The organism is Coralliovum pocilloporae, from assembly GCF_030845175.1.
Lineage (GTDB): Bacteria > Pseudomonadota > Alphaproteobacteria > Rhizobiales > Cohaesibacteraceae > Coralliovum > Coralliovum pocilloporae.
Map to the genome: position 1 here is coordinate 588,987 of NZ_CP132542.1, position 14,965 is coordinate 603,951.

Sequence of the window (14,965 nt, forward strand, 5' to 3'; positions counted from 1 at the left end):
GCCTACCTCAGCTTCAGCGTCGACAGGCCGATAAGCGCCAGGACAACAGCAATAATCCAGAACCGGATCACCACCTGCGGCTCTGTCCAGCCAAGATGCTCAAAGTGGTGATGGATCGGAGCCATGCGGAACACCCGCTTACCGGTCAGCTTGTAGGACCCCACCTGGATGATGACCGACACAGCCTCAAGGACGAAGAGCCCGCCGATAATAGCCAGAACGATCTCGTGTTTAATGGCGACCGAAATAGCCCCCAGCATACCTCCAAGAGCCAGAGACCCGGTATCACCCATGAAGATGGCCGCTGGCGGTGCATTGAACCACAGGAAGCCCAGCCCCGCACCAATCAGTGCACCACAGAGAATGGAGAGCTCACCCGCGCCGACCACATAGTGGATCTGGAGATAGGATGAGAACACCTCGTTTCCGGTGAGATAGGCAATCATGCCAAAGCTGGCACCGGCAATCATCACCGGGACAATAGCAAGACCATCCAGACCATCGGTCAGGTTAACCGCATTGCCCGCACCAACAATCACAAAGGCTCCGAACAGGATGAAGAACCAGCCAAGGTCAACCACCAGATCCTTGAAGAACGGGAAAGCAAGTGATGTAGCGAAAGCCGTATCGCCCACAAGCGCCACAACAAGGCAGGCAATACCGGCAATAAGCGCTTCCAACCCCAACCGGGACCGGCCGGAAAAGCCCTTGTGGGATGATTTCGTCACCTTGAGATAATCATCATAAAGACCAATGAGACCGAAACCGAGCGTCACACCCATAACCACCCAGACATACGGATTGCTCAGATCAGCCCAGAGCAGAGTGGAAACCAGAACGCTAGACAGGATCATCAACCCGCCCATGGTCGGCGTGCCTTTTTTGGTCAGGATATGGCTCTGCGGACCATCCTCGCGGATAGGCTGTCCCTTCCCCTGACGAACCCGCAAACTGTCAATGATCCCCGGTCCAAACAGGAAGACAAACAGCAAGGCCGTCATCACGGCACCGCCAGTCCTGAACGTAATATAACGGAACACGTTCAGAACCGAGATCTGGTCCGACAACTCCGCAAGAAGAAGAAACATTCTGCTTTACCCTGCCCTCAGGCCGTTGACCGGCCGAATTCCTTTTTCAGCATCTCAACCAGCGGCCCCATACGGCTACCGAGAGATCCTTTGATCATGATGACATCACCCGGCCCCACTGCATTCTGCAAAGGCTCATGCAGGCCGTCCGACGTTGGTGCATAAGCACCGCGAACAGTCTCTGGCAAAGCCTTCCAGAGATGTTCCATATCCGGTCCACTACAGAAAACACAGTCCACCGAAGCTTCTTCAATTGCCTCAGCAAGACCGGCATGGAAGACGGGCGAATCACTACCCAGTTCCAGCATATCACCGAGAACGGCAATTCTGCGTCCACCTGTGCCTCTTTCCGAGCTTCCAAGCAACCGTATTGCGGCTTTCACGGATGTGGGGTTGGCATTGTAGCTCTCATCAATGAGCGTCATGCTGCCGCCCTTGCGTGTCAGGCTGTGCTGCTCTCCACGACCTTTCGGAGCGGTAAAATCGGCAAGCGCCATGCCTGCAAGCGCAAGGTCCGCTCCCAGAACATGAACAGCCGTCAGGATAGCGAGGCTGTTCAACGCCATATGATCCCCCGGCGCACCCAGCTTGAAATGCATCGGACTACCGAGAACCGAAACATCCAGAACAGACATTACACCTTGGCTGATGATGGTTTCCAGCCGTGTATCCGCATCCACGGATCGTCCAAAACTCACAATGCGCTGAACACCGGCAGCACGGGCAGATGCAAAGAGATGATCAAAATAACCATTGTCGCGATTGATGATGGCAACACCATCAGACACCAGGCCCTCGAAAATCTCCGCCTTGGCATCGGCTATCTCATCAACTGAGGAGAAGTGAGCCAGATGCACCGGGGCAACAGTGGTGATGATTGCCGCATGTGGCTGAACCATCTTCACCAGCGGCCGGATCTCATCAGAATGGTTCATGCCGATTTCAAAGACACCGAACTCGGTATCAGATGGCATCCGCGCCAATGTCAGCGGCACACCCCAATGATTGTTGAAACTGGCAACAGCCGCATGGGTTTTGCCCTGGCGCGACAGCACCAGCCGCAGGCCATCCTTTGTGCTGGTTTTCCCGACGCTTCCTGTCACCGCGACAATACGGGCCTTAGAGCGGGCCCGAGCAGCAACAGCCAGTCGTTCCAGCGCCCTCAGCACATCATCCACCAGCACATAGGGCTGCGGCGTGGTTTCATCAGCCCGCGAGACAACCGCAAAGGCCGCTCCGTTATCCAGAGCCGCTTTTACAAAATCATGACCATCGAACCGGTCACCCTTGATGGCAAAGAAGGCATGCCCAGGTTCAAGGGACCGACTGTCAATCGACAGATCCAGAACATCCCCCTCAACCGACCCCACCAAAGAGCCACTGGTCGCCTCAAGAAAATCAGCAAGTGTCCACAAGACAGTCATCAGGCACCCCGCTCAGACAATGCCATACGTAGTTCATCATGATCAGAGAACGGATGCATGACACCCTTGATCAGTTGCCCGGTCTCGTGCCCCTTGCCAGCCACCACCAGCACATCACCAGCCTCAAGAAGCCCCACGCCATGGCGGATTGCTTTCCCGCGGTCGCCGATCTCAAGTGCTTTCGGTGCAGCATCAAGAATGGCGCGACGGACAAGGGCCGGATCTTCGTTACGCGGGTTATCGTCCGTCACAATGGCAATATCAGCCTGGGCTTCTGCAATGCCGCCCATAATGGCCCGCTTGCCCGGGTCCCTGTCCCCACCGGCACCAAACACAACAATCAGTCGCCCGTTCGTGAACGGCTTCAAGGCACGCAGAGTATGATCCAGCGCCTCCGGCTTGTGGGCATAATCAACAAAGCAGAGGCTCTCACCCGGCCCGCGCCCCACAAGCTCAAGCCGTCCTGGAGCACCCTTAAGGCTTTCAAGCGCTGAGAAGGCCTCCTCAATACGGCACCCACCCGCAATCGCAAGCCCGGCAGCCAGGATGGCATTGGAGACCTGAAACTCTCCCACAAGCGGCAGCAGGAACGACACGTCCTGACCAAACGCGTTGACGTTGACCGACTGGCCGAACCCGTCAATCGCAACGGACTTGATCCGGATATCATCGCCTTGAAAGCCAACCGTCTGCACCGGGTGACCGGCAGCCCTGGCCCGTTCAGCCATCAGCTGGCCGTAAGAATCGTCCACGTTGATAATCGCAGGTGCGTCCTGTGGCAGCAAAGTGTCAAACAGACGGGCCTTGGCGTCGAAATAAGCCTCGGTCGTCTCGTGATAGTCCAGATGATCCCGCCCCAGATTGGTAAATCCGGCTGCTTTCAGGCTCACTCCGTCCAGTCGACGCTGGTCAATGCCATGGGAGGATGCCTCAAGCGCCACATGGGTACAGCCATCGTCCGCAAGCGATTGAAGACTGCGATGCAATGAAACAGGATCAGGTGTGGTCAGTCCGCCGTAGACATCACCATTGGGAGACACAATCCCGAGCGTTCCGACACTTGCCGCCTTGAGCTTTGCGGATAACCAGATCTGACGGACAAAGGACGCGACAGATGTTTTGCCGCTGGTCCCTGTCACAGCAACCACCGTTTCCGGCTGCGGAGCAAAGAAACGCGCAGCCATGAGCGCGAAGTCCCGCCGGACATCATCACTGCGCAGAACGGTCGGCCCGGATGGAACTTCACCGATTTCCGGAGCCAGAACACAGTTTGCACCAGCCGCGATGGCGTCGCCCACAAAGCGCATGCCATCCACCTGCGTTCCGGGCAAAGCCGCAAAGAGCGCGCCCGTCTCGACCACCCGACTGTCTGAGGTAATGGTGCTGATTTCGACGTCCGCGTTGCCTTCAATAGAAACCGAATCGCTGACGAGATCTTTCAGATGTCTGGCCTTGTCCGACATGCTTTCACTCTTGCTGTTCTTTGCCCCTCTCCTTTAAAGCGATCCGCTTCAGAAGGAAACAAGAATGGTTTGCGCATCAATGCCGTCAAATTTGGGGCGAACACCCAGCATGGGAGCAATTCGGGCAATCACCTTGCCAGCCGTCGGTGCTGCATTGTAACCGGCTGTAGCATAGCCGAACGTCCCTTCAGCTGCTTTTGGTTCGTCCAGCATGATCAGGACAACAAATTCCGGATCGTCCATCGGAAAAGCAGAAAGGAAGGACGTATAGAGCCGGTCCTTGGCATAGCGACCATTGACCACCTTCTCAGACGTCCCTGTTTTGCCGCCAACCCGATAGCCGAGCACATTGGCCTTGCGGCCGGAACCCTCTTCCGAATTCAACTTGAAAAGATACCGCATCTGCCGACTGGTTTCAGGCAGAAGAACCTGCTCTCCAGCCGCATAGGCCTCCTCTGCACTGCGCACAAAGAAGGTGGGCTTGATCAGTCGACCACCATTGACAAGCGCGGCTGCTGCGGCAGCTGTCTGGATCGGAGCCACCGACAGTCCATGACCAAAAGAGATGGTCATTGTGCTGAGATCGGTCCAGTCGCGCGGTGCAAGCGGTCGCCGGTTTTCAGGCAGTTCGGTTTTCAGTCTTGTCAGCAGTCCAAGGCGGCGGAGAAAATCCTGATGCGCATCCTTGCCAAGGCTCAGCGCCATTTTAGCGGTGCCAATATTGGAAGAATAAATAAAGATCTCCGACACACTGAGAGATCGTTTCTTGGCGTGGAAATCTGAAATCGTGAAGCCGCCCCGGCGAATGGGCTTTGTGGCGTCAAACTGATCAGACAGCCGGATGCGTCCGGAATCAAGCGCCATGGCTGTTGTGAACGCCTTAAACGTCGATCCCATTTCATAGACACCGGCTGTGACGCGATTGATCCGGTCATCATCAAGTGCCGTTGCAGGGTCATTCGGGTCATAGTCAGGCAGGGAAGCAAGACCGAAGACTTCGCCGGTCTTCGCGCTCAGGACGATACCAGACACGGCATCTGCTTTGAAAAACTCCTTGGCTTTTGCCAGCTCGTCACGCAGCACATGCTGCACCCGAAGATCAATGGAGAGATTGACCGGCTCCATCCGCTGGTTCCGGGCGAAACCGAAATCACGCAGGTCGGCCAGGCCTTCGTCATCCAGATGCTTTTCAATTCCCGCAATGCCCTGATTGTCCACATTCACATGACCGATCACATGAGCAGCGGTCGGCCCACTGGGATAAAAGCGCCGTTTTTCAGGCAGGAACCCAAGACCGGGCAATCCAAGCGCATGAAGAGCAGCCTGCTGTCTTGGTGTGATTTCCCGCTTGAGCCAGACAAATCCGCGCCCGCTCTCAAGCCGCTCACGCAATGTGCTCTCGCTCAGGTCTGGCAGGACTGACAGGATCCGTTCAACAGCTTCATCCACATCAACCACGCGCCGCGGTTCGGCATAGAGCGAAGCACTCTGGATATCTGTCGCCAGAATTTCACCGTTGCGGTCAAGAAGATTGGGCCGTGTCGCAGCAATCGCGTCCTTTGCCGTCAGGCGAATGCCCGCTTGCGCCGTGTCGGTCTGGGCCAACTGGATAAGACGCCCGGCAATTGCCGCATAAAGTCCAAGGAAAACCAGTGCGACAAGCACAGTCCGGGACCGGGCAATCTTGACAGCACCCTTCTGGCTGCCTTCCAGAACAACCCCGTCATCTCCCGAAGCATCCTCTTCGGGCCTGGAGTTCCAGCGCTTTTGGAAAAACTGCTTCATTGTGCCAGCACTCCCGGCTGGCCAGCCGCGACGCCGCCAAGCGCACCACGCGAGAGCGGATCAAGCTCAATCGGGCGCAACGGAACATCATCCAGCGTCGAGAACTGATAGACTTCCATGGGGCCAAGCTGCAATTGCTGCTCGTAACGCTCCACCAGCGTCTGAATACGGTCAGGTCTGCTCAAGTGGCTCCATTCAGCCTGAAGGATTTCAATCGTCTGGCGGACTTCATCAATCTGACCCTGCAAAGCGGCAGCCCGATCGGACGCCTCCTCGGCTTCACCCTTGATCTGGTAGACATATCCAACGCCCAGAACAACAAGCAGGATAAGAATGAGATTCACAACTCTACTCACAATTACCCTCCTTTACCCATAACCAGATCAGGCACGCCCCATGCCGTCTGGTCTGAGTGTCTTGATGGCGCATCCGTCCGCACAGCTGCTCTCAGGCGGGATGAGCGCGCACGCGGGTTCTCCGCAATTTCATCATCCTGAGGCGAAAGAGCCTTACGGGTTTTCAAAGTAAAGGTTGCATCCGGCAAGTCCTGCTCCGGCCGATGCCGGGAACCGCCACCATGGGTCTTCGACCGCTCAGTGAAGAAGCGCTTGACGATCCGGTCTTCCAGAGAATGGAAGGTCACCACAACAAGCCGCCCGCCTGGCTTCAGCACACGCTCTGCTGCAAGCAGAGCTCGGCCAAGCTCATCAAGTTCGCCATTCACATAGATCCGCAGAGCCTGAAAAGTCCGGGTTGCGGGGTGTATCTTGTCCCGCATGCCACGGCCAATTGTCTTCTCGACAAGGCTGGCTAGTGTGCTGGTGCGTGTGATCCGCTCAGCTTTGCGGGCTTCAACGATCGCCTTGGCGATACGGCGTGATTTCTTTTCTTCACCAAAAATGTAGAGCACCCGGGCAAGATCGGCCTCGCCGAGCTCATTCACCACATCTTCCGCGCTTGGCCCCGCCTGCTCCATCCGCATGTCGAGCGGGCCATCATAGCGAAATGAAAATCCGCGTTCCGCCTCATCAAGCTGCATGGAAGAAACGCCGATATCGAGCACAACTCCGTCCACAAATCCGCCGAGCTGTTCATCAACCAGCGCATCAAGATCGCCGAAACGCCCCATAACGAGCTGAAGTTTGCCGGAAAAACGATCCACCAGAGCCTGACCGTCACGGATTGCATTCGGATCACGATCAATCGCAAGAACAGAACCGGCACCGGCTTCAAGGATAGCTGTCGTATAGCCACCAAGGCCAAACGTGCCATCCACGAACACACCGCCATCTCGCGGCTCCAGCGTATCCAGCGTATCCAGCACTTCTCGAAGAAGAACGGGGACGTGACGGGATGGTCCGCCAGCAGCATTTTCGTGCACGCTGCCTCCCGTCATGTATCCGCCCCCGAATTGGGCGAGCCTGAAGACGTTGCTCCAAGCCTGCGACGCAGCTCACGCACGCGAATTTTGGCCTCATTGCGATACGTTTCAAAGCGTTCGGGCGCCCAGATCTGAAACTTGTAACCCTGACCGACAAAGGTCACATGGGTCGTGATACCTGCATGTTCTTTCAACGCATCTGACAGGGTAACGCGACCGTCTGTATCAATCTTCAGGTTCTCGCTTTCACCCAGAAGAGCTGTCGACAGGAACTCATGATCTTCAGAAAATGTCTCAAACTGCGCCAGCCGATCCCGGATAGCCCCCTGAAACCGGGAGCCGCCCGCATCAATAGCCTGCATGTCAAGTGTCGGACAACAATAGAGAAATTTGGCTTCCTCATAATCCAACACGGCCCGAAAGGCTGCCGGGATAGACACCCGTCCTTTCGAATCCAGCTTGTTGGTTACGCGGGAGACAAAATCACTCATCAGTATCCCCAAAAACGCAGGCTCTCTTCGACCCGCTTCAGATTCCCAATCAAACTGAGCGACAAACCGTCCTGATCCTGACTGTTCAGCCTGCCCACACTGACAACACGCCCGATCACTCAGTACAACTTCATGGGATAATATGGGATATCATGGGAGAATATGGGCGTCAATGGAATCGTCCGGGATTCATGCCCTATACACATGTCTAAACCAACCGCGAAAGGGTTAAGATTTCCTTTCATCGGATTCCCCTCTGCAGAGTTCCGAGTTCAGGCTGTTACAGGAAAGAAAGTACGCCAGTCGGTCTGTAAGCCGGGTTTTGTATGGCGGAGAAACTCCGCGCGGCAATCATTCATCTGGGATGCCCATCACTGGACACCTCACGCGACCCACCCGGACAGCTGACGTGGAAATACGCCTGGACACAGGCCCGCGCTGTCCCTATTCGGTCTTGCTCCCGGTGGGGTTTACCATGCCGCTTCCGTTACCGGTCGCGCGGTGAGCTCTTACCTCACCCTTTCACCCTTACCGATCATGATCGGCGGTTTGCTTTCTGTGGCACTGTCCCTGAGGTCGCCCCCGCCGGATGTTATCCGGCACCGTATTTCCATGGAGCCCGGACTTTCCTCCCCGGATTGCTTTCGCGACACCGGAGCGATCACCCGACCGACTGGCAGGATGGCCTTACGAAGATAGAGCCTGAGGGTCAAGCACCAAGATTATCCGATTGCTGCATATTCTGTTGAGGCACGCTCCTGCAGAAGCTTCAGCAGAGCCCGACTGGCACGTTGTATCTCTTGCTCGGGAGAACTGGCGAACCCCAGCAGCAGCCCCTGCCGGCGGGGTGCAGTCGTATAAGACGGGCTCAGCGGAACCCCGTCAAAACCCAGCGCCCTGAACTGCATCGCCAGGCTGACGTCGTCCATCGTCTGGTCCCGCAGCCAGGCGACGAGCTGCATTCCACCATCCGGCACAACAATATTCAGATAGGCCCCGCAGGTATCCAGCAGCAATTTGGCCATGACATCACGACGCTGCTCGTAAATCTGGCGCATCTGCCTGACATGGGCACGGTAATGGCCATCCTCAATGAAATCAGCCAGCGCATCCTGAATATAAAGGCTCGGCACCTGCCCCGTATTCCGCAAGGCCCGTGAAAACGCCTCCACCAGCCCACGCGGAACAACAAGATAGGCCACACGCAAGGCAGGCAGCATGGTCTTTGCGAAGGTGCCCATATAGATGACACTGCCATTTTGATCGAGCCCCTGCAGCGACGCGATCGGCCGTCCGCGATAGTGGAACTCGCTGTCATAATCGTCTTCGATAATGAAAGCCCCGGTCTGTGCTGCCCGGTTCAGCAGTTCCGTACGTCGTTCAAGCCCCATAAAAACGCCGGTCGGATATTGATGCGATGGCGTGACGTAGATCAGGCGGGGGTCTCCGGCCTGACGTTTGATGGAAACCCCTTCTTCATCGACCGGCACCGGTACGATACGAGCTCCGACACCAAAAAGAGAGGCCCGCATGCCGTGATATCCCGGCTCCTCGATCCAGGCTTCATCCCCCGGGTCAACCAGCATACGGGCGACAAGATCAAGCGCCGCCTGGGCAGAACTGAGAACCAGCAACTGGTCATCACCGGCACGGAGCCCCCGGAACTCAACCAGATGCCGCATGATCGCAGATTTGAGGCGGGGAAGGCCCTGATAATATTCATAGCCACCGCGACGACCGGTGATCTGCCGCCCGGCCCGCCTCAAACACCGGGCCCAGAGGTCAGACGGGAACAGTCTCGGGTCCGGCATACAGGGCTGCATCGGCAGAACCTGCTCTTCATCGCGGCGCTGAACCCTTGTCAGAGCCTCACCAGCACGCGACAAGCGGACAGCATTGTCCTGTCCTGACATATCAACAGTCTCAAGACCAACATCACCGGGCAGGAACTGGTCAGCAGCCGGAGCCACGCGGGTCCCGCCACCTTTTCGAGTGATCAGATATCCCTCCATGGTCAGCTGCTCATAGGCCGCAACCACGGTATTACGGCCCACATCCAGCATATCGGCCAATTGCCGCGTTGCCGGGAGCCGAAGATGTGCTGGCATGGTTCCGGATACAATCGCGGCCTTGATCTGCCTGTAAAGCTGCCGATTGAGCGGTTCAGGAAGGGCCCGATCCAGAGCCAAAGATGAAACAGCCTGCTCCATAACTTCATTAGTCCCATATGATGTGAACATTTGGACCTTTATGAAGAACCAAACAAAAGAAACCATATAGGCGGGCAACAGGGAACGCAAGACGTGGAGCTGACAGGGAATGCAAGAACCATATCAGTGGCAGAACAACGACCAGGGTTATTCGGTCGGACTGCCACTCACGCATGCGAAAAGACCGGACCATCCGCGCAGACAGGCTCTTGAAGGACAGTACTGCACGCTCCAGCCTCTTGATGCTAGGAAACATGCTCGCCAGCTTCATGACGCAAACAAACTTGATGCAGATGGCAGCATCTGGACTTACCTGCCTTACGGACCCTTTGCAAAACTCACCGATTATCAATCCTGGCTTTCCGATTCGGCGACCAGCATTGATCCGATATTCTTCACCATTCTGGAGCGGGAAACAGGAGAAGCCGTCGGGCTTCTTTCCTACCTCAGGGTCAATCCCGCAGCCGGGTCCATCGAAGTCGGCCATATTTGCCTCTCCCCAAAAGCACAGAGGACACGGTTGGCAACGGAGGCTCTGTTCTTGCTGATGAGCAATGCCTTTGCTCTCGGCTATCGTCGGTTCGAATGGAAATGCGATGCCCTGAACCGGGGTTCAAGAGCGGCCGCCGAACGACTTGGCCTGTCCTTTGAGGGTGTTTTCCGCCAGGCCACTCATTACAAAGGCAGAAACCGGGACACGGCCTGGTTTGCGGCAACAGACCAGGACTGGGCAACACTCAAGCCCGCTTTCGAACACTGGCTCGCCCAGGACAATTTTGATGAGGCCGGGCATCAGATCAGCAGCCTGTCCAAACTGACAGCGCCAGTCCTTCACCTGCGTTTCTCAGACTGGCCGCTTGCAAGCAAACTTCCCTGACACAAGACAATACCAAGATACGAGATATCCAATGACTGACATTTACAATCCAACCAAGCTCGGCAAGATTCGCGTTGGAGCAAAGGCTTCCTATGACAAAGAGAGCATCCATGCGGTTCTTGACCAGGGCCTGATTGCCCATATGGGATTTCAGGTCAGTGACAGACCTGTGGTCATTCCCATGGCCTATGGCCGGATAGGCGACAAGGTCTATGTTCACGGTGCCAAGGCCACCCGCGCAATCAAGGCGAACAGGAACGGACTGCCCATCTGCCTGACGATTACACTGATTGACGGGATAGTGGTCGCAAGGTCCAGCTTTCACTCTTCGATGAACTACAGATCCGTTGTGCTGCACGGAACAGCCAATGTGGTCTCAGACAATGAGGAAATAGAGGCCGCACTTGCAGCCATTACCAATCATCTATTGCCGGATCGCTGGTCCGAGGTCCGCCCTTCAACCCACAAAGAAATCGCCGCCACCGGTGTTCTCGGGGTTACAATAGAAGAGGCATCCCTCAAGCAGCGCTCGGGGATGCCCATTGACGATGATGAAGATTATGAAACAGACGCCTGGGGTGGCGTTCTTCCCATCTCCACAGTGTACGGCACACCATATGACGATGGCCGTATCAGATCAGATATAGCGGTCCCGAAATCCGTTCTGGCCCGGTCGTCCTGATCGCTTACAGCGTGCTTCTGAAAAGTTGATAGACTTTTCAGATAAAAGCTCGCGCTAAAATGACCCTAGAAATACATTACACCCGGCCAATGACCTTCTTCACCTTGCGGCAATAGCGGGCACTGGTCGGGTTCATCCGCTTGGCATAATGACCGGCATTATATTTCAGGATAGCCCCACAGATGGTTTTGCCACCGCGCTTATAGGCACCGGCAAGATATTTCATGCCATACTTGATATTGGTTTCAGGATGGAACAGCGCCTTGCGCGATCCCTTGAAGCCCATGCCCCGCGCCGTGCGTGGCTTGATCTGCATAAGACCCACTTCACCAGCACGCCCGACGGCGCGCGGATTAAAGCGGCTCTCAATCTGAACCACAGCAAGGGCCAGATTAACAGGCACACCCTGTTTACGGGCTTCCCGAATGACCATGGATTTCAGACCATTGTTCTTGGTCTGGGAATAGGCCAGTCCCTTGGAATTTGTTGAGCTTCCCTGTAGCGGTCCTGTTCCACAAGCCGCCAGCCCCATGAGCAGGGTAATCAATACAACGCGGTTGAATGCGATCATTTTTATTGTCCATCATTTGCAGAAAGCCGGGCTTTAAGTGCCCTTTTTCCGCCCCGGCAAAAACTGGAGGGGCAAAAAGTGCGCAAATGTGACCAAATTATGAATTTTACCCTGCAATGCAGCAAAAAGGTCCCAGAACACCACAAATCAGAAAAAAGTCACGTTTTCTGCAAGCGAACGACATCATTCAGCGTCGCCAAAGTGGACAGGTCTGCAATGCCATCCACCCGCTCAGGACGGAACCGCCGCTGAAACGCTGTCACCACAAAAACTGTCTTCCGGTCAAAGACACCAGAGACCTCCACATTATACCCGACCAGGGCAAACATGGTTTGCAAGGCGCGAATGGGCTGCCCCTCGTCACCTTCCTGATACAGCGGACCATCCTGAATAGAATGAGGTGGCGTGTAGAGGCACAGGCCTTCAGCAGCAAGCTGATGCCAGGGGAACAGTTCACCCGGATCCTGTTTACGATCCGGCGCTATATCAGAGTGAGCCAGAACACGATCTACAGCGATTGATCGCCTGCTGCAGATATCATCACAAAGCGCAATCACAGCATCAATCTGGATTTGAGGAAAGGCCTCATAGCCATGCTCATGGCCCGGATTGTGAATTTCGATGCCGATTGAGCAGGAGTTCAGATCCGTATTGCCCTGCCAGAACGACCGGCCTGCATGCCAGGCCCGCTTGTCTTCTGACACAAGCTGGATAATCGAACCGTCTGCGTGGATGAAGTAATGACAGGAGACCTGGCTTTCTTCAATGGAAAGCCAGCGCAAAGCGGCCTCTGCGCTGGGCATTCCTGTGTAATGCAGAATGATTGTATCAGCCGCAGCATCATTCTTGCGGGGGCCGAAATTGGGTGATGGCGAGAACCCCGAAACCAGATCACTGTCAGCGTCCAGAGTCATCTCAATCCGCGTTCCGCTGCAATCTCACCCCAGGCCACATTCACATCAGCGAGTTTCTGATTGGCCAGTTCGATAAACTCCTGGGGTACTCCACGTGCCATCATGCGGTCCGGGTGATGCTCGGCAACGAGCTTGCGATACTGGCGTTTGATATCGCTGTCACTCATCTCGCGGTCAACACCCAGAACCGCGTAAGGATCAGCGTGCTCGGACATATGGCGTGCCTTAATACGGCTGAAACAGCGATCTTCAAGGCCGAAAATATCAGCCACATGTTCGAGATAGGACAGTTCATTCTCGTGGATAACGCCATCAGCCTTGGCAATATGGAACAGGCCATCAACAATATCCACCAGTGTTTCGCTCTCATCCTTGAGAAGCTCGGATAATTGTGCCGCGTAAGCCTCATAGCCAGCTACATCACGCTTGGCGAGATTAAACACCCGGGCAACATTACGCGCCTCGGAAGACGGGATTTCAACAATCTGCTTGAACGCGATAATCTCGTCCTGGGTGACAACGCCATCGGCCTTGGCCATTTTCGCCGATAGAGCAATCATTGCCACGGTAAAAGCCATCTGCCGACGCGTCTCGCTACCGCTTACAGACGTAAAATACCCGGCAACACGATCAAGAAACGCGCTGATCGTCTCCTTGCCAGATACCTGTGCTGCAAGCTCTGCGATTTTGTCCCAAATGCTCATATCTGAAGTTTATGCGACTCGGCACCCGCTTGCGAGTGCTCATTTGGAGCACATCCATTCTATGGTGGTTCACTTGACCGGCTGGAACAAAGAAGGCCCGGCAGATTTGCCGGGCCTTCTCCGATATTCAGGTCAGACGTCTTTGACGCCCATCGTGAAGCTTAACCTTCGACGCGGTAATCCACATCGGGGAAAAACATTGCATCATAGTCTTCAAGAGCGTTCTGATGACAACCATGGCAGAACTTGATCTTCTTCTCGGATTCTGTTCCGGTCTGGCCGATGATCTTGCCTTTCGGAGAAATCAGGGTGTACTTCCAGTCACCTGTATCCGGGAGCGTACCAGCAGCAACTTTTTCCATCAGGAAAAGCGGGCCCGGACGAACCTTGCCATCCTTCTTGGAGACCGCGAAGCTTTCCTTGGCAGCAATCGTGCCAACCGGCATGACGTTCTTGTCCACATCATCATATTTCAGATAGGCTTCCTTGCCGATATCGTTGATGTAATGCTGAACAAAGCGCTTGCCGTGTGTCGGAGAGACAAAGGTGTTGGTGTTTGGCACAAACCAGCTTCGGAAAGCCGTTGCTTCTTCAAGACCGGACCCTTTGTACCCTTCTGCCAGTTTGTCCTTGATGCAATCATACAAAGCGGTCGCATCAGCATCTGTCAGGTCATCTTTGGCTTTCTTCGTTTCACATGCCGCCGCATGAGCCGGAGATGTCAGAGACGGAGCATATGATCCTGTCTCAATTCCTGTAAGTCCCGCCACTCCAAGTGTCGCACCGAACACTGCTATCGCTGCAAGTTTCTTAGTCATTATTGGTATCCTTCCCGTTTTCGGAGATGATCTTGCATCTCGAAACTTTTCATATCCCGTATCAGTTGGCTGAAAGCCCGAACTCATCCAGAATCTGCTTCGCGAGCGGATGCCCGAGCCGGGCAGACTTCTGAAGCCATTTGGCCGCAACGTCTGTGTTTTGAGTAGATTCCTGAAGCAGCAAATCTGCCAGACGGATCATCGCAAGAGGGTCGCCCCGCTTTGCGCCGATCGCATACCAGTGACGGGCCTTGCCCAGATCTACAATGTCTGCTTCACCTGTCTCGTAGAAGCCTGCAACGATCACAATGGATTCCAGATCACCAAGTTCTGCGGCCTGCAGCCACAGGGAAAATGCCGTTACCGTGTCACCGCCGTCATAGGCTTCCGACGCCCGCTCTTCCAATGCGTCCGTGCTGGTTGCAGCCGTTACGCTACCAGCAGCACTCGCCAGAAACATCAGTGAAAACAACAATGTGGCTAATCGGATCATCCAAGCCCCTTGAGACAAAATGTCACTCTCTCTTGGATGGAAAATCGCAATTGGAACCGGCCCA

Annotated in this window: 15 protein-coding genes and 1 other RNA gene; 2 read left to right on the top strand and 14 right to left on the bottom strand. The window is 55.3% G+C overall.

From position 1 onward, the window contains the following. Window positions 1-2: 2 nt before the first annotated feature. From mraY to pdxR, 9 genes are all read right to left on the bottom strand, one after another. Window positions 3-1,088 carry a phospho-N-acetylmuramoyl-pentapeptide-transferase gene (gene mraY, locus RA157_RS02790; protein WP_350334957.1) on the bottom strand — a complete coding sequence of 362 codons (1,086 nt, stop codon included), beginning with the start codon at window positions 1,086-1,088 and terminating at the stop codon, window positions 3-5. Window positions 1,089-1,105: 17 nt separating this feature from the next. Then, complete coding sequence (locus tag RA157_RS02795) at window positions 1,106-2,512, bottom strand: UDP-N-acetylmuramoylalanyl-D-glutamyl-2,6-diaminopimelate--D-alanyl-D-alanine ligase (protein ID WP_350334958.1); 1,407 nt, start codon at window positions 2,510-2,512, stop codon at window positions 1,106-1,108. Beyond that, entirely contained in the window at window positions 2,512-3,975 is a 1,464-nt protein-coding gene (locus RA157_RS02800; RefSeq protein ID WP_350334959.1) for a UDP-N-acetylmuramoyl-L-alanyl-D-glutamate--2,6-diaminopimelate ligase, read from the bottom strand. Before RA157_RS02800 ends, RA157_RS02795 begins: the two co-directional genes overlap by 1 nt. A gap of 48 nt (window positions 3,976-4,023) precedes the next feature. Beyond that, on the bottom strand, window positions 4,024-5,760 hold the full coding sequence (locus RA157_RS02805) for a peptidoglycan D,D-transpeptidase FtsI family protein (RefSeq protein ID WP_350334960.1): 1,737 nt from the start codon (window positions 5,758-5,760) through the stop codon (window positions 4,024-4,026). Further along, on the bottom strand, window positions 5,757-6,116 hold the full coding sequence (ftsL, locus tag RA157_RS02810) for a cell division protein FtsL (RefSeq protein WP_350334961.1): 360 nt from the start codon (window positions 6,114-6,116) through the stop codon (window positions 5,757-5,759). The genes RA157_RS02805 and ftsL overlap by 4 nt, the downstream gene beginning before the upstream one ends. A 2-nt stretch (window positions 6,117-6,118) precedes the next feature. Then, the gene (gene rsmH / locus RA157_RS02815) at window positions 6,119-7,156 is read right to left on the bottom strand and encodes a 16S rRNA (cytosine(1402)-N(4))-methyltransferase RsmH (protein WP_350334962.1); all 1,038 of its coding nucleotides are present in this window, start codon (window positions 7,154-7,156) and stop codon (window positions 6,119-6,121) included. Continuing rightward, the gene (locus RA157_RS02820) at window positions 7,153-7,632 is read right to left on the bottom strand and encodes a division/cell wall cluster transcriptional repressor MraZ (RefSeq protein ID WP_350334963.1); all 480 of its coding nucleotides are present in this window, start codon (window positions 7,630-7,632) and stop codon (window positions 7,153-7,155) included. The genes rsmH and RA157_RS02820 overlap by 4 nt, the downstream gene beginning before the upstream one ends. 295 nt (window positions 7,633-7,927) lie before the next feature. Then, an RNA gene (rnpB, locus tag RA157_RS02825) (RNase P RNA component class A) lies at window positions 7,928-8,309 on the bottom strand. 45 nt (window positions 8,310-8,354) lie between these two features. Beyond that, window positions 8,355-9,872 carry a MocR-like pyridoxine biosynthesis transcription factor PdxR gene (gene pdxR / locus RA157_RS02830; RefSeq protein ID WP_350334964.1) on the bottom strand — a complete coding sequence of 506 codons (1,518 nt, stop codon included), beginning with the start codon at window positions 9,870-9,872 and terminating at the stop codon, window positions 8,355-8,357. Window positions 9,873-9,951: 79 nt separating this feature from the next. Between pdxR and RA157_RS02835 the strand changes: the two genes are divergently transcribed. Both RA157_RS02835 and RA157_RS02840 read left to right on the top strand, forming a co-directional pair. Then, window positions 9,952-10,719 carry a GNAT family N-acetyltransferase gene (locus tag RA157_RS02835; RefSeq protein ID WP_350334965.1) on the top strand — a complete coding sequence of 256 codons (768 nt, stop codon included), beginning with the start codon at window positions 9,952-9,954 and terminating at the stop codon, window positions 10,717-10,719. Window positions 10,720-10,750: 31 nt separating this feature from the next. Further along, the gene (locus RA157_RS02840; protein ID WP_350334966.1) at window positions 10,751-11,401 is read left to right on the top strand and encodes a pyridoxamine 5'-phosphate oxidase family protein; all 651 of its coding nucleotides are present in this window, start codon (window positions 10,751-10,753) and stop codon (window positions 11,399-11,401) included. 76 nt (window positions 11,402-11,477) lie between these two features. Here the strand turns inward: RA157_RS02840 and RA157_RS02845 are convergent, their stop codons facing one another. From RA157_RS02845 to RA157_RS02865, 5 genes are all read right to left on the bottom strand, one after another. Then, window positions 11,478-11,972, bottom strand: a complete 495-nt coding sequence (locus RA157_RS02845; protein WP_350334967.1) for a lytic transglycosylase domain-containing protein — start codon at window positions 11,970-11,972, stop codon at window positions 11,478-11,480. Window positions 11,973-12,130: 158 nt separating this feature from the next. Next, window positions 12,131-12,886 (bottom strand): peptidoglycan recognition protein family protein, encoded by a 756-nt coding sequence (locus RA157_RS02850; protein ID WP_350334968.1) that lies wholly within the window; start codon window positions 12,884-12,886, stop codon window positions 12,131-12,133. Beyond that, window positions 12,883-13,590, bottom strand: a complete 708-nt coding sequence (locus RA157_RS02855) for a TerB family tellurite resistance protein (protein WP_350334969.1) — start codon at window positions 13,588-13,590, stop codon at window positions 12,883-12,885. Before RA157_RS02855 ends, RA157_RS02850 begins: the two co-directional genes overlap by 4 nt. A gap of 161 nt (window positions 13,591-13,751) precedes the next feature. Next, the gene (locus RA157_RS02860) at window positions 13,752-14,408 is read right to left on the bottom strand and encodes a cytochrome P460 family protein (RefSeq protein ID WP_350334970.1); all 657 of its coding nucleotides are present in this window, start codon (window positions 14,406-14,408) and stop codon (window positions 13,752-13,754) included. Window positions 14,409-14,469: 61 nt separating this feature from the next. After that, the gene (locus RA157_RS02865; RefSeq protein ID WP_350334971.1) at window positions 14,470-14,901 is read right to left on the bottom strand and encodes a tetratricopeptide repeat protein; all 432 of its coding nucleotides are present in this window, start codon (window positions 14,899-14,901) and stop codon (window positions 14,470-14,472) included. Window positions 14,902-14,965: the final 64 nt, after the last annotated feature.

Excerpts from the sequence above, each read along its gene's own strand:
- rsmH (WP_350334962.1), bottom strand. The coding sequence starts at position 7,156 with ATGACGGGAGGCAGCGTGCACGAAAATGCTGCTGGCGGACCATCCCGT.
- RA157_RS02800 (WP_350334959.1), bottom strand. The coding sequence starts at position 3,975 with ATGTCGGACAAGGCCAGACATCTGAAAGATCTCGTCAGCGATTCGGTT.
- RA157_RS02860 (WP_350334970.1), bottom strand. The coding sequence starts at position 14,408 with ATGACTAAGAAACTTGCAGCGATAGCAGTGTTCGGTGCGACACTTGGA.
- RA157_RS02805 (WP_350334960.1), bottom strand. The coding sequence starts at position 5,760 with ATGAAGCAGTTTTTCCAAAAGCGCTGGAACTCCAGGCCCGAAGAGGAT.
- RA157_RS02855 (WP_350334969.1), bottom strand. The coding sequence starts at position 13,590 with ATGAGCATTTGGGACAAAATCGCAGAGCTTGCAGCACAGGTATCTGGC.
- RA157_RS02820 (WP_350334963.1), bottom strand. The coding sequence starts at position 7,632 with ATGAGTGATTTTGTCTCCCGCGTAACCAACAAGCTGGATTCGAAAGGA.
- RA157_RS02865 (WP_350334971.1), bottom strand. The coding sequence starts at position 14,901 with ATGATCCGATTAGCCACATTGTTGTTTTCACTGATGTTTCTGGCGAGT.
- RA157_RS02835 (WP_350334965.1), top strand. The coding sequence starts at position 9,952 with ATGCAAGAACCATATCAGTGGCAGAACAACGACCAGGGTTATTCGGTC.
- RA157_RS02840 (WP_350334966.1), top strand. The coding sequence starts at position 10,751 with ATGACTGACATTTACAATCCAACCAAGCTCGGCAAGATTCGCGTTGGA.
- mraY (WP_350334957.1), bottom strand. The coding sequence starts at position 1,088 with ATGTTTCTTCTTCTTGCGGAGTTGTCGGACCAGATCTCGGTTCTGAAC.
- RA157_RS02795 (WP_350334958.1), bottom strand. The coding sequence starts at position 2,512 with ATGACTGTCTTGTGGACACTTGCTGATTTTCTTGAGGCGACCAGTGGC.
- RA157_RS02845 (WP_350334967.1), bottom strand. The coding sequence starts at position 11,972 with ATGATCGCATTCAACCGCGTTGTATTGATTACCCTGCTCATGGGGCTG.
- pdxR (WP_350334964.1), bottom strand. The coding sequence starts at position 9,872 with ATGTTCACATCATATGGGACTAATGAAGTTATGGAGCAGGCTGTTTCA.
- RA157_RS02850 (WP_350334968.1), bottom strand. The coding sequence starts at position 12,886 with ATGACTCTGGACGCTGACAGTGATCTGGTTTCGGGGTTCTCGCCATCA.